The organism is Corallococcus macrosporus DSM 14697 (assembly GCF_002305895.1).
GTDB lineage: Bacteria > Myxococcota > Myxococcia > Myxococcales > Myxococcaceae > Myxococcus > Myxococcus macrosporus.
The window spans coordinates 8083203-8099244 of the sequence record NZ_CP022203.1; the positions used below are offsets into that span (position 1 = coordinate 8083203).

Genomic DNA, 16042 nt, shown 5'->3' on the forward strand with positions numbered 1-16042 from the left:
GGCAGCCATCCCTCCCGGGGGTGAGACCCGCCCTCTTGACTCCGCGGGCACTTCGAGGAACGCGCGGGTGGCTGTTTGGCATGTCATGCCCCCGGGGGCCGCGCATGGCCATCCTCCCGGCATGGACATCGAGGTGACGGCCGCGCTGGGCCTGCGGCACGCAGTCGAGTTCGCGGTCCAGCACCTCGTCGTGCTCATGGGCTTCGTCCTCGGCCTCGCGGTGGAGGCGAGCGCCGTGAGGCACGCCATGCGCCTGCCCGCCTACGCGCGGGGGCTTCCCACCGTGTTGCTGGGTGTCCCGCTGCTTGCCTTCGTGCTGATGCACGTCCTTCCGTTGCCGCCACTGGCGGCGAGCATCATCCTGCTGATGGCCGTCAGCCCTGGCGTGCCCACCGTCGCCGTCGCGGCCTACCGGCAGCGCGGAGACCTGAGCCTCACGGTGGCGCTGTCCCTCACGCTGTCACTGGCCGCCATCCTGCTGCTGCCCCTGTCACTCCGGCTGCTCGGCGACTTCTTTCCGGAGGTGTTCAAGGCGCCGCCCACGCGCCGGCTCCTCGAGAAGGTCATGATGCCCTTCCTGGTGCCGCTCGTCGCGGGATGGACCTTGCGCGCGTGGCGTCCGGCCCTGGCCAGGCGCCTGCTGAGGCCCATGCTGTGGCTCTTCAAGACGGTGTTCGCCTGCGCCGTGCTCGCGCTCCTGGTCATCAGTGGCCCGAGGCTGCACGACGTGACGGGCTGGATGCTGCTGGGCATGCTGGTGATGACGCTGGGCTCCGCGCTGATGGGCCATCTGGCGGGCGGCCCCTCGCCCGAGGACCGGACCGCGCTCGCGCTCGCCGCCGTCTTCGGAAATCCCTCCATCGCGCTCGCCGTCGCGAGCGCCAACGACCAGGGCCGGAGGCTGCTCCCCTTCATGTGCGTCTACCTGGTGCTACGCACCCTGGCGCTCGTGCCCTACTTCGCCTGGAACAAGCGCCGCCTCCGCCAGGGCGAGGAGGCGCCCCGGCGAGGCCCCTCGCGCCACGGCCGGGCCTAGCAACCCTGGAGCGTCGTCCGCTTCGACGCCGCCAGCAACAGCCGCTGCTCCGCGGCTGCAATCACCCGCTGCGTCGCGAGCACCGCCGCCGGGTCCACGGAGATGGACGTAATCCCCGCCCGCACCAGGTGCTCCGCGAAGTCCGGCCGGTTCGACGGCGCCTGCCCGCACAGCGACGACGTCAGGCCCGCTTCCTCACAGCCACGGATGATGTCGCCAATGGCGGCCAGCACCGCGGCGTCGGCCTCGTCGAACAGCTCGGCGCACGACTCCGAGTCCCGGTCCACGCCCAGCATGAGCTGCGTCAAATCATTCGAGCCGATGGACACGCCATCAATCCCACACTTCGCGTAGTCGTGAAGGCGGTAGACGATGGAGGGCACCTCCGCCATCACCCACTTCTTCAAGCCTCGCTGTCGGCCCAGCGGGCTGCGGGCGATGAGCTCCAGGCACGCCTCCAGCTCCCAGCGCGTGCGCACGAAGGGCAGCATCACCTGGAGGTTGGGCGTCTGCTCGCGCACGCGTGCGAGCACCTCCAGCTCCAGGTTGAACACGTCGGGCTCGCGCAGGTAGCGGTAGGCGCCTCGGAAGCCAATCATCGGGTTGGATTCCTGGGGCTCGAAGGCGGCGCCGCCCTCCAGGCCGCGGAACTCGTTGGTCCGGAAGTCCGTCGTCCGGTAGACCACGGGGCGCGGATGGAAGGCGCGCGTCGTCTGGAGCAGGGAGCGCGCCATGCGCTCCACGAACTCATCGCTCCGGCCCTCGGCAATCAGCTTGCGTGGGTGCACGCCGCCCAGGGCCTCGGTGAGCATGAACTCGGCGCGCAGCAGCCCCACGCCGTCCACCGGGAGCGCCGCGGCCTCGCGGGCCTGCGCGGGCAGGGCCAGGTTCACGTACAGGCGCGTGGCGAGCACTGGCGCCGACACCGCCATGGGCGCGTGCGCCGCCGCCTCCGCTCGCCGAGGCGCTGGCGCCTCCTGCCCCTCCCGGACTTCTCCCGTCGAGCCGTCCACCGTCACGGCCTCACCGTTCCGCAGCGCGCGGGTGGCGGTGCGCGTCCCCACCACGCAAGGCTTGCGCAGCTCGCGGCTGACGATGGCGGCGTGACACGTCATGCCGCCCCGGTCCGTCACGATGGCGGACGCGCGCCGCATGGTGGGGACCCAGTCCGGTGACGTCATCTCGGCCACCAGCACCTCGCCCGGCTGGAGCTGGCGGCCCTCCGAGGGAGCCCCCAGCACCCGCACCGGGCCCGAGGCCACACCGGGGGACGCCCCCAGGCCTCGCACCAGCGGCTGGGGCGCGCGCCCCTCGTCCGAGGCCACGCCAGACAGTGCCTCCTGGCCTTGAGGAGGCGGCTGGCTCGGACGCCCCGCGTCCGAAGTCCCTCGCATCCGCCCGGAGCCCGAAGCCACACCAGAAGGTGTCTCCTGGCCCTGCACCAGCGGCGTGCCCGCTTGCTTCTTCCTGGATGCCGGCCTCCGCGCAGCGCTCACGCCCTGAGCTCGCGACGTCTCCTCTCGCGCGGGCGCGGCCGGGCTCTCGGCTTGCCGCAGCGTCGTGATGGGCCGCGTCTGCACCAGGAACAGCCGCCCGCCTTCCTCGGCCCACTCGATGTCCTGAGGCGCTCCGTAGTGCTGCTCCACGCGCAATCCCAGCCGTGCCAGCTCCAGCAGCGCCTCGTCGCTCAACACGCGTTGATTCGCCTGCTCCGGCCCCAGCGTCTCGGTCCGCGTGTGCCCTTCGGCGTCACGCACCAACCGGAAGGTCTTCTCCCCCACCCGGACCTCGCGCACGCGAGGCCCCTTCTTGGTGACGCAGTAGGTGTCCGGCTCCACCTGCCCGCCCACCACCACCTCGCCCAGCCCCCAGGCGGCCTCGATGATGATGCGGTCGGGGTCCCCTGAAGCCGGGTCCGCGGTGAACATCACCCCCGCCCGAGCCGAAGCCACCATGGCCTGGACCACCACGGCGATGGCGGGCTCCTCGGTGAGCCCTTCCGCCTTGCGGTAGGCCACCACGCGCTCGCCATAGGCGGAGGCCCAGCACGCCCGGAGCGCGTCCAGCAGCGCATCGTCGCCCAAGACATGGGTGAAGGACTCATGCATGCCCGCGAAGGACGTCTCCGCCGTGTCCTCGGAGGTCGCCGAGGAGCGCACGGCCACGTCCCGGTCCGCGCCGAGCTGACGGTAGGCGTCCAGGATGACGGCACGCAGCCGCTCCGGCACGGGCGCCCCTCGCACCTCTTCGCGGAGCTGCCGCGTGATGCTGGCGAGCGACGCGGGGTCATCCGGGTCCACCTGCATCCACAGCTCACGCAACCGGGCCCGCACCGGCGCCATGGCCTCCTGGAAGGCGGCGGCGGTGATGACGAAGCCAGGAGGAACGGGCAGCCCCGCCCGCGTCATCTCCCCCAGGTTCGCGCCCTTGCCCCCCGCAAGCGCCACGTCCTCCCGCGACAGCTCGCTGAACCAGACCAGACGAGGCGCGGCGGCCACCTCCGGCTGCTCGGCGTGTCGTGGCTTCTCCGTGTCGGGTGAGACGTTCATGGTACCGCCCCCTGAAGCAAGCGCCTGACGGCGCGGACGCGGTGCACCAGCGCTCGCGTGCGAGGACCCCGTCCGGCGCGACTCACCGAGGACGATGCGGCCGGTGCGCGGCGATGACACCTGCCCAGGCCAGGAGCGCGCGCGCACGGCCAGCCGTCACAGGCGGGTGCGCCCGAGCATGCGCCCGGCACGGGGAACGCCGCCCCCCCATCCCCGCTCCACGCGGGTGACGCATCCCAGCACCGTGCCGAGACTTCACCAGGAGACGCTCACGAATCACGGGGAGAGAGCATGCGAGCCAATGTCTTTCGGGGGGTGAATCGCTTTGGCATCGAAGAGGTGGAGCGCCCTCGGGCGGGCGCCGGAGAAGCCATCATCCGGATGACGCTGACCACCGTCTGCGGCACGGACCTGCACATCGTCCGCGGCGAGTATCCGGTGCGCGCCGGGCTCGTCATCGGCCATGAGCCGGTGGGCGTCATCGAGGAACTGGGTCCTGGCGTGACGGACTACCGGCCCGGCCAGCGCGTCCTCGTGGGCGCCATCACCCCGTGCGGACAATGCAGGGCCTGTCTGTCCGGTCACCTGTCGCAGTGCGGCCACGGCGCGGGCTGGGAGGCCCTGGGAGGCTGGCGCATGGGCAACACCCAGGATGGCGCTCAGGCCGAATACATCCGCATCCCCTCCGCGCAGGCCAACCTGGCGCCCATTCCGGATGAGCTCACGGACGAGCAGGTCGTCCTCCTGTCGGACATCGCTTCCACGGGCTTCAGCGGCGCGGAGTCGGGCGGTGTGCGCATCGGTGATGCCGTGGTCGTCTTCGCCCAGGGCCCCATCGGCCTGTGTGCCTCCATTGGCGCGCGGCTGATGGGCGCGTCGCTCGTGGTGGGCGTGGATGGCGATGAGTCCCGGCTGAAGATGGCCCAGCGGATGGGCGTGGACGTGGTGCTCGACTACCGGCAGCAGGACATCGTGGCGGAGGTGAAGCGCCTCACCGGTGGCGGCGCCGACGTGGCCATCGAAGCCCTGGGCACCCAGCAGACCTTCGAATCCGCGCTGCGCTGCCTGCGGCCCGCGGGCACGCTGTCCAGCCTGGGGGTGTACGCTGGCAAGCTCCAGCTCCCCTACGACGCCTTCTCCGCCGGCCTGGGGGACCACCGCGTCGTCACCACCCTGTGCCCGGGAGGCAAGGAGCGCATGCGCCGCCTCATGGACGTGGTGCTTCGCAAGCGCGTCGACCTGTCGCCGCTCATCACCCACCGCTTCAAGCTCGCGGACATCCAGGAGGCCTACGCGCTCTTCGGCGAGCGCCGCGACGGCGTCTTCAAGGTCGCCATCCAGCCCTGACCCGGAGGGTCTCCCGCACCGCGGCGTCCCTGGGCACAGACATGGCCCAGCAGGTCGCCGCGCCGCCGTCGAATCCTACAGACGTGGTGCGTCTCACGCTGGATGCGCTGGAGGCCGGCGAGGAGGAAGTGCTCGCCGACGAGGCCAGCCGCATGGTCAAACAAGGCCTGTCCTCCGGTGGCTATCTGGGCGCGCGGAGCGCGTGAGGTGACGTCCCATGGGTGACGCAGCCAGCAGCGACACGGTTCCGGTCCAGGATGCAGCGCCAGGGTTCCCCGCGTCCCCGCCCACCTCACGTCAGGACGCGATGCTCCGGGGGCCCCTCCTGAAGCCCCTGCTCCAGCTCGCCCTGCCCACCACGGTGGTGCTGATTGCCCAGTCGTTGGTGGGCGTGGCGGAGAACTGGTACGCGAGCTTCCTGGGCACCGACGCGCTGGCGGGCGTCTCCCTCGTCTTCCCCGTCGTGATGTTGATGACGATGATGTCCAACGGCGGCATCGGCAGCGGCGTGGCCTCCGCGGTGGCGCGCGCCCTGGGCGCCAACCGGCGGGATGACGCGGACGCCCTGGTCTGGCACGCCGTGGTCCTGGCGCTGGGCATCGGGCTGGCCTTCAGCGTCCTCGCCTGGATGACGGGCCCCGCGCTGTACACGCTGCTGGGTGGACGCGAGGGCGCGTTGGACGCCGCGCTCCAGTACTCGAACTACGTGTTCGCGGGCTCGATTCCCTTCTGGCTGGTGAACCTGCTCGCGGCGGCGCTGCGTGGCGCGGGCGAGGTGCGCGTCCCGGCGCTGGTGACGCTGGTGGGCGCCGCCGTCTTCCTCGTCGTGACGCCAGCGGTCATCTTCGGCTTCGGCCCGGTGCCCGCGCTGGGGCTGGCGGGCGCGGGGCTCGCGATGACGCTGTTCTACGTGGGCGCCGCGATCTGGCTGCTGCGGTACATGGCCTCCGGGCGGGCAACGGTCCGCCTCGCGAAGGGGCCGGTGGAGGCGCGGCTGCTCCGCGACATCCTGCGCGTGGGCCTGCTGACGGCGGTGAGCTCGCTTCAGCCCAACCTGATGGTGATGGTCATCACCGGCGCCGTGGGCCTGTTCGGCGTGGAGGCGCTGGCCGGCTATGGCATGGCCTCGCGGCTGGACTACCTCATCATCCCCATTCTCTTCGGCCTGGGCACGGCCGTGCTGACGCTGGTGGGCACCAACGTGGGGGCGGGGCAGTACGAGCGCGCCCGCCGCATCGCGTGGCTGGGCGGCGGGCTGGGCTTCGTGGCCGCGGGCGCCATTGGCCTCGCCGCGGCCCTGGCGCCAGAGGTCTGGCTCCACGCCTTCAGCCGCGAGCCCGCCGTCGTGGCCCCTGGCCTGGACTACCTGCGCATCGTGGCGCCGTTCTACGGCCTGCTGGGCCTGGGCTTCGTGCTCGCCTTCGCCGCGCAGGGCGCGGGCCGCGTGCTGTGGCCCTTCCTGGCGGGAACCTCCCGCCTGGTCATCAGCGCGGGCGCCGGTTGGTTCGTCGCCGCGAGGCTCGACGCGGGGCTCTCCGCCCTGTTCGCCATGGTGGCCGCCGGCCTCGTCGCCTACGCCGGCGTCACCGTCGTGGCCGTGCTCGCGGGCGCCATCTTCCGCCGGGAGACGGCGCCGCGCGGCACCTGATGAGCGCACGGAGGCCGGCACACGCGCCCCGCCCGTGCCGCGGCTCCCCTCGCGTCCTCCTGAAATTCCGGGCTTGACCTCTGGACCACTCTGGAGTTATTGAAATTGATACTGATTATCAACTTCATCTCCAGTCCAAACACCAGGAGATGGCCGGAGGAGCACGACGTGGCACGCGACTTGGGACCGCGGGGAAAGATGTGTCGTCGGCTGGGGATTCCGCTTTCGCGCATCACCGCGAAGGACCCGGACAAGGACCCGGTGCTGCGCCGGCCGTATCCTCCCGGCCAGCACGGCGCCACCGCGCGCACCAGCGTCAGTGACTTCGCGCGTCGTCTGCGGGAGAAGCAGAAGCTGAAGCTGTACTACGGGCTGCTGGAGAAGCAGTGCCGTGCGGCCTTCCAGGAGGCCCGCGGGGCGCCGGGCAACACCGGCACGGTGCTGCTGCAGCTCCTGGAGAGCCGGCTGGACTCGCTGGTGCTGCGCGCGGGCCTTGCCACCAGCATCCGTCAGGCGCGGCAGTTCGTGCGCCATGGCTACCTCCAGGTGGACGGCAAGCGGGCGGACATCCCCAGCTTCCGCGTCAAGCCTGGCAGCGAGGTCCGCTTCCACGCGGCGCACCTGAAGCTCGCCGTGGTGCAGGAGTCCTTCAGCCGGATGAAGTCGCGCTCCGTGCCCGCCTACGTCCAGGTGCTGGGCGAGGGCGAGGGACTGCGCTACGTGCGCCTGCCCGAGCGCGAGGAAATCCCGGTGGACGTGAACGAGCCGTTCATCGTGGAGTACTACGCGCAGCGGAGCTGAAGCCGCGGTGTGCCCCCGTCTGCCCGGGCGTGTCCTGCCCGGGCAGACGCCACGGCGTGGCGGTGGTGGCGAGGAACCCACGCATCCGCGCCACGACCTCCGCGCGGTTCGTCAGCCAGATGTAGTGTCCCGCGCCTTCCAGCTCCAGGTGCGTCCAGCCCGGGTGGCTTCGCAGCGCGGCCGCCAGGTCCGTCTCGTGCTGCCGGATGTAGGGAAGGAAGTCGCGGGCCTTCTCCCGGAACTCCAGCGGCAGGGCCTCGGCCGCGGCCAGGGCTTCGACCCACGCCGTGAAGCCCTGCCCGTCCGACAGGGACAACACAGGCCCCCGCACCTTCGTGAGGTCCATGATGGCCGCGCCCCGGACGGACTGCTCCGTGGCGCCCGGATGGCGGCGCTCGCGCAGGTAGGCGCCGGTCGCGGCGTCGAACTCATACGCCTGTTCGACCTCGTGCGCGGGGAGACCGCCGCCCAGGTCCCGCGCCAGTTGCTCCGCCACCGCCTGCCGTGAAGGGAGGCCGTCGAGCACGGAGAACGGCAGCGGCGGCAGGGGCGCTCCCTCCAGGAACGCGGCAATCTCTCCCCGGCTGTCGGTGGCGTCCAGGTAGACGAGCGCCTCCACGCGCTCGGGGTGGTGCAGCGCCAGCCACGTCAGCTCGTCCCCCGCCAGGGAGTGGCCCGCGAACGACGCCTTCGACACGCCCAGCGCGTCGAGCGCGCCCAGGACATCCATGGCCAGCGTGGCGGTGTCATAGCCGGTGTCGGGCCAGGCCGAGGCGCCGTAGCCACGGCGGGTCAGCGCGTAGACGTGGTGCGTGTCGCGAAACTCCAGCGCCAGGTCGTCATAGATGTGGGCCGTGCTGCCCATGCCCGCCAGGAACACGAGCGCGGGCCCTTCACCGCCAAAGTCGAGCACCTCCAGCTCGACGCCCGGCACGGCCTCCACGCGCGACACCCGGTGCAGGGAAGACGGGTCATCGGGCGTGGGGCCCGGAGGCGAGGAGTCACAAGCAGCCAGCAACACCAGAGCGGCGCCAAGGAGCGTTGTTCGCATGTGATTGGGAATTCTGGCGGGCGCGTCCACCCAGCACCAGCGCCCGCGAGGGATGCCCCGCGCGTGGCCCGCACGGGCATTCCGGCACCTCTGCCCCGCAGGGCGCGGTCGGAGGCCAGCAGGTCGATGGGCTCCATCAACGCCTGGCCCAGCGCCGTCGACGTGTCGTCAGCCCGGAGGCGCGTGGTGTATCTCAAGGTCACACGGGCTCGTCATTCGACCCTCCGCCCGGGAGGCACAGCACGTCACGCGCATCACGCGGTCCCTGCCGCGACCGGCGCAAGTAAGCCTTGCCCCCCACAACCGTCACCAGGGCGAGGCCAAGCCAATGCAACGGGAGGACGAAGGAAGATGAAGGCCGGCCCTCCATCACTTCACAGTGAGAGACGAGCGAGTCCTTCGCCACCAGCCATGAAGCGATGAACACCATGGGCCCCACCACGGAGAGCGACATCACGCCCCACGCGACGGCCTCCAGCGCCTGCGGCAGACGGCCAACGCCATGCGTCGGCTCCGGCCGCAGGACATCCCCTGGTTGACGCGGGCCCCACAGCAACCGGTACCCCGCCCCCAACCCCGCGGACACCGCCAGCGCGAGCACCCACCACAGGCTGGACTCCCACCAGAGGAACGGTGACGGCTCGTCGTGGAAGTTCATCCGCGGACCTCCCGCCAGGGGCCAGTGCCTCGAGGGCAAGAAGCGCAACACGCATCCTGATGCGAGCTCACGGAGCAGGCAGCTCGCGCGGGTGGTACTCCATCCCGAACTGGTCCGCGCCAGGGGCCGCCACGAAGGGGAGCTTGCACAAGCGCTTCGCGGCGAACCCCTCCTGGATGAGCGAAGGGAACGAGCGCGCCAGCTTCACCAGCCTCGGGGGCGCCGCCGAAGTGCGGTGGTCCAGCGCATAGAGGGCGCACTCGTCTCCCTCCGTGGGCTCCGACGGCAGGAGGAGCAGCTCCGCGCTGCGGTTGCTGATGACGCGCGGGATGGGCGCTCCGCCCAGGACGACGTACCCGATTTGAATGGCCTTCTCCGTCACGGCCTGGCGGCCGCCTCCGCTGGCATCCTTCACCACGGAGAGCCGGGCGCGGAGGTCCCTGGGCACGTCGAAGAAGCCCTTCACGGGCCAGGGGACCCAGAACTCGAGCAGGTCCCCCAGGCGCCCGGGCCCCAGCTCGGTGCAGAAGCGACGGTAGCTCGCGGGGAAGCGCACCTTCAGCCGCGCCTCCGCCTTGTCGATGTCCTCTTCGGAAGGAAGCCGCGCGGGCGCCCCCAGCACGGCGATGCCCTGTTGCTCCAGCCAGTCATGCCAGGGGGGCATGCCCACGCCTCCGTTCCAGCGGCTGGGAGCCGCGTCTCGCGCGGACTATAGCCGTGGGTCCACGGGCTCGCTCTCCAGGGCCAGGACGCCGAAGACACACTCGTGCACGCGGCGCAGGGGCTCGCCCCTCGCGAAGCGCTCCAGGCCTTCGACGCCGAGCGCGAACTCCCGCAGCGCCAGCGAGCGCTTCGTGGACAGGCCTCGCCGGCGCAGCCGCTCCAGGTGCTCGGGCGCGGTGTACTCCGGTCCGTAGATGATGCGCAGGTACTCCGGCCCGCGCGACTTGATGGCCGGCTGGAGCAGCCCCTTGCGCCCCCGCACCGCGAAGTCGAGCGGCTTCACCACCATGCCCTCCCCGCCTCGCGCCGTGAGCGCCTCCCACCACCGCACGCCCTCCGCCACCGCGGCGTCATCCTCCAGGTCCACCACGCGGAAGGGCGTGGCCACCAGCAGCGCGGGGTCCGCCCGACACACCCGGGCGAGCGCCTCCATGTGCCACACGTGGTCCTTGTCCACGTGGGCCGCGCCCTCCGTCGCCAGCAGATGGAACGGCGCGAACCGCACGTCCTCCAACGAGTGCACCGGCCAGCAGTAGCGCCGGTAGGCCTCCACGTACCGCTCCACGCTCCGCGCCTTCTCGCCGAACCGGGCCGCCAGCTCGCCCACCTCCACCCCGCGCGCCACCGCCTGCCCGAGCACGGACACCACGTCTCCCAGCGCCGCGCGTGAAGCCGCGCCCACCGAGGCGTATTGGTCTCGCAGCAGCTCCTGGGCCTTGAAGGACCAGGGCATCAGCTCCCCGTCCAGGCAGGCCCAGTCCGTCTGGTGCGCCTCCCAGAAGCCCGACGCGGTGAGCGCCGCGCGCACCTTCCCGAGGAACGCCGCCTCGAGCCCTTCGTCCGAGAAGAAGCGGCGGCCCGTGCGCGTGTAGCAGACACCCAACTCACCCGTCGTGACGCCGAAGCGCCGGAGCGCCGCGGCCTCGTCGCGGGCGATGACCACCACCGCGCGCGACCCCATGTGCTTCTCCTCGCACACGACCTTCGTCACGCCCTCCTTGCGGTAGTAGGCGAGCGCCTCCGCCGGATGTTCGAGGTAGCCCGGCGACGGGCTCGTCTCCGAAGGAGACATCGTCGGAGGCAGGTAGATGAGCCACTTCGGGTCGATGGCGAACCGGCTCATCGCCTCCAGCGCCGCCGTGGCGTTCTCCCCGCGCACCGTCACGTTCTGGCTCAGCCGCGTCGTCACCACGCGCTTGCCCAGCACGTCCTCGATGTCCAGCAGGTCGTCGTGGACCTGCTGCGCGCTGAGCCCATCCCCTGGCGCGACCGCACCGCCCAGCGGCCGGATGGACTCCGCGTAGGCCCGCGCCGCGGGCACCGAGACGAGCTCACGCTCCGGGTAGCGCAGCGCCGTCAGCTTGCCGCCGTACACGCAGCCCGTGTCCACGCAGAGCGTGTTGTTGAGCCAGTCCGCCTCCAGCACCGGCGTGTGGCCGTACACCACCGCCGCCTTGCCCCGGTACTCCGCCGCCCAGTTGAAGCGCACGGGCAGCCCGAACTCGTCCGTCTCGCCCGTCGTCTCGCCGTAGAGGGCGAACTCGCGCACCCGGCCAGAGCCCCGCCCCTGCATGGACGCCTTCATGCCGGCGTGCGCCACCACCAGCCGCCCGTCATCCAGGACGTAGTGCGAGACGAGCCCGTCGATGAAGTCCGTCACCGCCTTGTGGAACTCGGGTGGCTCGCGCTCGAGCTGCTCCAGCGACTGAGCCAGCCCGTGCGACACGTTCACGTTCTTCCCGCGCAGCTTGCGCATCAGCTTCACTTCGTGATTCCCCGGGACGCACAGCGCGCTGCCCGCCGCCACCATGCCCATCACCAGCCGGAGCACCCCGGGCGTGTCCGGCCCCCGGTCCACCAGGTCGCCCACGAAGATGGCCTTGCGGCCCTCGGGCGGGCGCACGTCGAACCCTGGCGTGCCGTCCGCGCGCGGGCGCACCTCGTAGCCCAGCTTGTCCAGCAGCGCCTCCAGCTCCTCCCGGCAGCCGTGGACGTCGCCGATGATGTCGAAGGGCCCGTGCTCGTGCTTGCGGTTGTTCCACAGCGGCTGACGCACGAACTCGACCGCGTCCAGCACCTCCGGCTTCAGCACGTGGACATGGCGGAACCCCTCGCGCTCCAGGCCCCGCAGCGAGCGGTGCAGTTGCTGGAGCTGGTTGCGCACCACGTGCGTGCCGAAGTCGCGCCCGGGCCGCTGGCGGTTGCGCTCGTGGCAGGTCCGCTCGGGGACGTCGAGCACCACCGCCACCGGCAGCACGTGGTACTCGCGCGCCAGCTCCACCAGGGGCTTGCGCGCCTCCGGCTGCACGCTGGTCGCGTCAATGACGGTGAGCAGGCCCCGGGCGAGCCGCTTCGCCGCGACGAAGCGCAGCGTCTCGAAGGCGTCCTTCGTCGCCTCCATGCTGTTCTCGTCATCGGAGACGATGCCCCGGCAGGCGTCCGACGACAGCACCTCCGTCGGCTTGAAGTGCCGGCGCGCGAAGGTGGACTTGCCCGCGCCGGAGGGACCGATGAGCACCACCAGGGAGAGTTCAGGAACCGTGAGCTTCATCGCGCGAACACCGCCATCTGCGTCGGCGCACCGACGTCCGGGTCCAGGGGACCCACGGGGAGGAAACGAACGCTGTAGCCAAACCGCTCGCAGATGCTCGGGCCCAGGCCTCGAACTCGGCCCGGGTCCACTCGAAGCGGTGGTCGCGGTGGCGGAAGGTGCCCGCGGGGAGCGACTCGAAGCGCACGTTGTATTCGGCGTTGGGCGTGGTGAGCGCCACCACGTTGGGCCGGGCGGACTCGAAGAGGACGCGCTCGAAGGCCGCGAGCCGCGGCGGGTCCAGGTGCTCGATGACCTCGATGACGGAGGCGGCCTCGTACCCCGCCAGCCGCGCGTCCCGGTACATGAGGGAGCCGTGCAGCAGGCGGATGCGGCGGCGCTGAAGCTCCGGCATCGTGTCCAGGTGCAGCCGCTCCGAGGCGACCTCCAGCGAGCGGAAGGACACGTCCATGCCGAGGATGTCGGTGAACTGCCGCTCCTTGAGCAGGGCCCGGAGCAGCTTGCCCTCGCCGCAGCCCAGGTCCACCACGCGCGTGGCGCCGCTCTCCTTGAGGACGGCGACCACCGCCTGGAGCCGCTGCTCGTTGAGGCTCAGCCGTGATTCGAGCGCCGCCTCCTCCTGGTTGCGCGCCTGGGCGCCCTCTTCCGGTTCGGGGACCTCGTCACCAGAGAGCCGCTCCAGCGCCTCGCGCGCCAGGCTCTTGCGGTGGCGCAGGTAGCGCCGGGTGATGATGTCCCGCTCCGGGTGCGCCGCCAGCCAGCCTTCGCCGTGCCGCAGGAGCTTCTCCACCTCCTCGTCGCCCACCCAGTAGTGCTTGTCGTCGTCCAGCACGGGGATGAGCACGTAGAGGTGCGTGAGCAGGTCACTCAGGCGCGTGTGGGCCTCCAGCGTGACGGTGTAGTAGCGGCTGGGGCCCCAGTCCGGCACCGCGGCGTCCAGCGCGTGCCGGGTGGCGGTGACGGTGTAGCCCAGCGGCTCGAAGAGCTTGCGCAGGAAGGGCTCGCCGCCGCGGCAGGGCAGCACGGAGAGGCGGGCCACGAGCGGAATCGGCTGCCCGGCCAGCTCCGGTCGCTCCTTGCTGCTGCCGGACATCGCGTTGCGGAAGGTGCGCGCCAGCGCGACGCTCAGGAATGACGAGGCCACATAGGGCCGGTCATTCACGTACTGCTCCAGCATTCCACCCTCTCCCGAGGGCCCGCGGCGGCCCCTCACGAGCCCGACGGGGTCGACGTCCAGCAGCAGCGCCGCCGTGGTGCGCGCCTCCGTCGCCTCTGGATAGAAGACGTGGGCGTGTCCGAAGGACAGCTCGAAGGATTGCGGACGGTGCGGGTTCTTGTGGAGCAGGTACCCGAGGTCGGTCGCGGGATGATGCGTCGTCGAGAGCGTCAGCAGCATGGCCTTCCCAGCTTCGGTTCCACGGCGTCAGGGTGATTCCCCATGGCGCGGAACAGTAGCGCGGTGAAGACCTGGGCAGCCGGGCGAGCCTGACAGCAGGGGGCCGCCCAGCCGGGTGCCTCCAAGCGGCTTCACGGCCCGCGAAGCCACGCGGGCCCTGGTACGACATCGGGCCGGCGCGGGTCCTTGGATGAGCTCGCCCGGCGCGGCCAGGTCAGCCGCGCCACCCTCGAAGCTGGCGGGAGAAGCGCTGGCGCGCTGATGCTCGGGCTCGAACACCACGCGTGTCAGCAGGGGGCACGCTGCTGACGCTGGACACGCGCACCGGCGACCGTCCACGTCCGCCTTCGTCAGCGTCACGGCACGCCCAATCGCGTCCTCCACCATGGCGGAGCCCCCACAAGCGTGACCCGCTTGATTGCCTGAAGGACTCGCCGACGCCGCTTCACCGACAGTGAGCCCGTGACTTCGGGGAGGAGGACATCCGGGCAGAAGAGCAGATTGTTCCCCGTCGCCAGTTCGAGCAGCCCCCCCAGCCTGAAGAAGGTCCGGAAGTGTCCTGATAGGGCGACCTTCCCGTAGACTGGAGCCCTCGCCGCTCGGGAAAGCGTCTCATGGCAACTCGTCTGGGCATCACGCTCCTGCTCCTCGTCCTGGTCAATGCGTGCGCCACGCCGCGTGTCATCCGCCTCGACACGGGGCAGGGCGCTCCCCTGGAGTACAGGCCGTCCTCCACGAACAAGTCCGTGAAGGTGGACGCAGACGCATTCGAGGGGGCGCTCGCACGGCTGGTGTTGGAGGTGCCCCTGTCGCTCCGTGCTCCTCAGGAAGGTTTGCTGGTGCGCGCCTCACACCCGGGTCGCAGTGCGGATACCCGATGGAAGCGCCTGATGCGCAAGAGCTTCAGCGGCCTCTGCCAGCCGGGCCTGCGCGGGGACAACTGCCTCTCCCTGCTCGACATCGGGCCTGGCCTGAGCGAGTGGGACAAACTGGGGGTCGCCCTGGGGCTGTCGCTGGAGCCCCTCAAGGAGAGCATCGCCCGGGCGGTGGAGAAGACCCTGGCGCCCCAGCTCTACTACACCGTCATCGCCACGGGGCTCGTCACCTGGGCCGTCCTGGCGGCGAATCCCGAGCCGGTGTTCACCAAGGCGGCGGCCATCGTCTCGGCGGTCCTGCTCATCTACCTGGGAGTGGAAACGTTCCTGGAGGTGGTGGACGCGAGCCGGGAATTGAAGCGGGCCACCGGCCGGGCCACGACGTGGATTGAATTGGAGCAGGCGGGTCATCGCTTCGCGAACCGGGTGGGGCCGGAGGTGGCGCGCGTCTTCATCCTCGCGGTCACCGTGGTAGTGAGTCAGGGCATGACCGGAGGCGCCGCGTGGCTGGCCTCGCGGCTGGCGATGCTGCCCAGCTACATGGAGGCAGCGGCAGTCGGGGCCTCACGGGTGGGCGTCAGCCTTGCGAACGTGGGGCAGGTGCGTGGGGTAGCCGTTGAAGGGAGCACCGTCATCGTCTCCCTCCCCGCCACGGCGGTCGCCATGACGGCCCGAGGCGTGAGAGGTGCAGCGGGAGTCAGTCCTGCCGGCTTCAGGTCCTGGGGCTCGTTCGGCGGCCTCAAGAGTGCTTTGGGGGCAGCCGGCCCGGGGAGACAGTGGCACCACATCGTCGAGCAGACCAAGGGCAACGTGAAGAGGTTTGGAACTCATTCCCTTCACAACACCGAGAACGTGATTGCCCTCGACGAAAGGATTCATCGGCAAATCAGCGCGTATTACTCGTCGAAAGATCCTCTTTTCTCAGGTGGACAAACCGTGCGGCAGTGGCTGAGTGGTCAGTCCTTCCAGGCCCAACGCGAGTTCGGCTTGAAGCTCCTTCGGGACTACGGAGTCGCTCCATGAGCATGCGCAACATCCAGGGGGCGAGCATCGATGAACTCGTCCAAGAGTACGAGCAGGCGGCGGTAGCCTACGGACAGGCGCTGGCCGCTGCGAATCATCGTGCTGCCAACCGGGCCCACGACAGGATTGCAAGCGCCTACCGTGAACTCCGGAGTCGAGCGGCGGCCCCCCATCTCCTCCCGCTGTTGAAGAGCGAGGACGAGAATGTCCGCTCCTGTGCTGCTGCACACGCGCTTGAGTTCGCTCCAGTTCAGGGAGAACCTGTTCTGTTGGAGTTTGCTGCCCACCCAGGGCGTATCCGGACACGAGCGGAGTACGCGCTCAAGGCGTGGCGCGAGGGCACGCTCACGTTCCCGTGAGCGATATGGGTTGGCCGAATAGGGG

The 16042-nt window shown here is 70.7% G+C and carries 13 protein-coding genes; 7 read left to right on the forward strand and 6 right to left on the reverse strand.

What is annotated here, in order from left to right; translation table 11 throughout:
* Nucleotides 1-67 precede the first annotated feature (67 nt).
* Nucleotides 68-1036 carry a bile acid:sodium symporter family protein gene (locus MYMAC_RS32765; protein WP_239989160.1) on the forward strand — a complete coding sequence of 323 codons (969 nt, stop codon included), beginning with the start codon at nucleotides 68-70 and terminating at the stop codon, nucleotides 1034-1036.
* Here the strand turns inward: MYMAC_RS32765 and MYMAC_RS32770 are convergent.
* Nucleotides 1033-3585, reverse strand: coding sequence for a PEP/pyruvate-binding domain-containing protein (locus MYMAC_RS32770; protein ID WP_095960913.1), 2553 nt, complete (start codon nucleotides 3583-3585; stop codon nucleotides 1033-1035). The two genes, MYMAC_RS32765 and MYMAC_RS32770, sit on opposite strands and share 4 nt — an antisense overlap.
* A 291-nt stretch (nucleotides 3586-3876) precedes the next feature.
* Between MYMAC_RS32770 and MYMAC_RS32775 the strand changes: the two genes are divergently transcribed.
* The 4 genes from MYMAC_RS32775 (at nucleotide 3877) to rpsD (ending at nucleotide 7381) form a co-directional block, all read left to right on the forward strand.
* Nucleotides 3877-4932 carry an NAD(P)-dependent alcohol dehydrogenase gene (locus tag MYMAC_RS32775; RefSeq protein WP_095960914.1) on the forward strand — a complete coding sequence of 352 codons (1056 nt, stop codon included), beginning with the start codon at nucleotides 3877-3879 and terminating at the stop codon, nucleotides 4930-4932.
* 41 nt (nucleotides 4933-4973) lie between these two features.
* Nucleotides 4974-5138, forward strand: coding sequence for a short-chain dehydrogenase (locus tag MYMAC_RS32780; protein ID WP_095960915.1), 165 nt, complete (start codon nucleotides 4974-4976; stop codon nucleotides 5136-5138).
* 11 nt (nucleotides 5139-5149) lie between these two features.
* Nucleotides 5150-6580: an MATE family efflux transporter gene (locus MYMAC_RS32785; protein WP_095960916.1), complete on the forward strand. Its 1431-nt coding sequence runs from the start codon at nucleotides 5150-5152 to the stop codon at nucleotides 6578-6580.
* Nucleotides 6581-6748: 168 nt separating this feature from the next.
* Nucleotides 6749-7381 carry a 30S ribosomal protein S4 gene (gene rpsD, locus MYMAC_RS32790; RefSeq protein WP_043710126.1) on the forward strand — a complete coding sequence of 211 codons (633 nt, stop codon included), beginning with the start codon at nucleotides 6749-6751 and terminating at the stop codon, nucleotides 7379-7381.
* Here rpsD and MYMAC_RS32795 read toward each other — a convergent pair.
* The 5 genes from MYMAC_RS32795 to MYMAC_RS32815 all read right to left on the reverse strand — a co-directional run bounded on the left by MYMAC_RS32795 (nucleotide 7350) and on the right by MYMAC_RS32815 (nucleotide 13760).
* Nucleotides 7350-8432 (reverse strand): alpha/beta fold hydrolase, encoded by a 1083-nt coding sequence (locus tag MYMAC_RS32795; protein ID WP_239989161.1) that lies wholly within the window; start codon nucleotides 8430-8432, stop codon nucleotides 7350-7352. The genes rpsD and MYMAC_RS32795 overlap by 32 nt on opposite strands.
* A gap of 199 nt (nucleotides 8433-8631) precedes the next feature.
* On the reverse strand, nucleotides 8632-9090 hold the full coding sequence (locus MYMAC_RS32800; RefSeq protein ID WP_095960918.1) for a hypothetical protein: 459 nt from the start codon (nucleotides 9088-9090) through the stop codon (nucleotides 8632-8634).
* 67 nt (nucleotides 9091-9157) lie between these two features.
* Entirely contained in the window at nucleotides 9158-9754 is a 597-nt protein-coding gene (locus tag MYMAC_RS32805; protein WP_157770482.1) for an SMI1/KNR4 family protein, read from the reverse strand.
* Nucleotides 9755-9799: 45 nt separating this feature from the next.
* On the reverse strand, nucleotides 9800-12364 hold the full coding sequence (locus MYMAC_RS32810; RefSeq protein ID WP_095960920.1) for a polynucleotide kinase-phosphatase: 2565 nt from the start codon (nucleotides 12362-12364) through the stop codon (nucleotides 9800-9802).
* Complete coding sequence (locus MYMAC_RS32815; RefSeq protein ID WP_275663085.1) at nucleotides 12345-13760, reverse strand: 3' terminal RNA ribose 2'-O-methyltransferase Hen1; 1416 nt, start codon at nucleotides 13758-13760, stop codon at nucleotides 12345-12347. The genes MYMAC_RS32810 and MYMAC_RS32815 overlap by 20 nt, the downstream gene beginning before the upstream one ends.
* A gap of 614 nt (nucleotides 13761-14374) precedes the next feature.
* Between MYMAC_RS32815 and sitA5 the strand changes: the two genes are divergently transcribed.
* The gene (gene sitA5 / locus MYMAC_RS32825) at nucleotides 14375-15658 is read left to right on the forward strand and encodes a SitA5 family polymorphic toxin (protein WP_204817120.1); all 1284 of its coding nucleotides are present in this window, start codon (nucleotides 14375-14377) and stop codon (nucleotides 15656-15658) included.
* Nucleotides 15655-16017, forward strand: a complete 363-nt coding sequence (locus tag MYMAC_RS32830; protein WP_013937550.1) for a DUF2019 domain-containing protein — start codon at nucleotides 15655-15657, stop codon at nucleotides 16015-16017. The genes sitA5 and MYMAC_RS32830 overlap by 4 nt, the downstream gene beginning before the upstream one ends.
* Nucleotides 16018-16042 lie beyond the last annotated feature (25 nt).

Bases quoted from the DNA above. Each gene is read 5' to 3' on its own strand.
- MYMAC_RS32800 (WP_095960918.1), bottom strand. From the start codon at position 9,090: ATGAACTTCCACGACGAGCCGTCACCGTTCCTCTGGTGGGAGTCCAGC.
- MYMAC_RS32830 (WP_013937550.1), top strand. From the start codon at position 15,655: ATGAGCATGCGCAACATCCAGGGGGCGAGCATCGATGAACTCGTCCAA.
- MYMAC_RS32815 (WP_275663085.1), bottom strand. From the start codon at position 13,760: ATGCTGCTGACGCTCTCGACGACGCATCATCCCGCGACCGACCTCGGG.
- MYMAC_RS32795 (WP_239989161.1), bottom strand. From the start codon at position 8,432: ATGCGAACAACGCTCCTTGGCGCCGCTCTGGTGTTGCTGGCTGCTTGT.
- sitA5 (WP_204817120.1), top strand. From the start codon at position 14,375: ATGGCAACTCGTCTGGGCATCACGCTCCTGCTCCTCGTCCTGGTCAAT.
- MYMAC_RS32805 (WP_157770482.1), bottom strand. From the start codon at position 9,754: ATGCCCCCCTGGCATGACTGGCTGGAGCAACAGGGCATCGCCGTGCTG.
- MYMAC_RS32810 (WP_095960920.1), bottom strand. From the start codon at position 12,364: ATGAAGCTCACGGTTCCTGAACTCTCCCTGGTGGTGCTCATCGGTCCC.
- MYMAC_RS32775 (WP_095960914.1), top strand. From the start codon at position 3,877: ATGCGAGCCAATGTCTTTCGGGGGGTGAATCGCTTTGGCATCGAAGAG.
- MYMAC_RS32770 (WP_095960913.1), bottom strand. From the start codon at position 3,585: ATGAACGTCTCACCCGACACGGAGAAGCCACGACACGCCGAGCAGCCG.
- MYMAC_RS32785 (WP_095960916.1), top strand. From the start codon at position 5,150: ATGGGTGACGCAGCCAGCAGCGACACGGTTCCGGTCCAGGATGCAGCG.
- MYMAC_RS32780 (WP_095960915.1), top strand. From the start codon at position 4,974: ATGGCCCAGCAGGTCGCCGCGCCGCCGTCGAATCCTACAGACGTGGTG.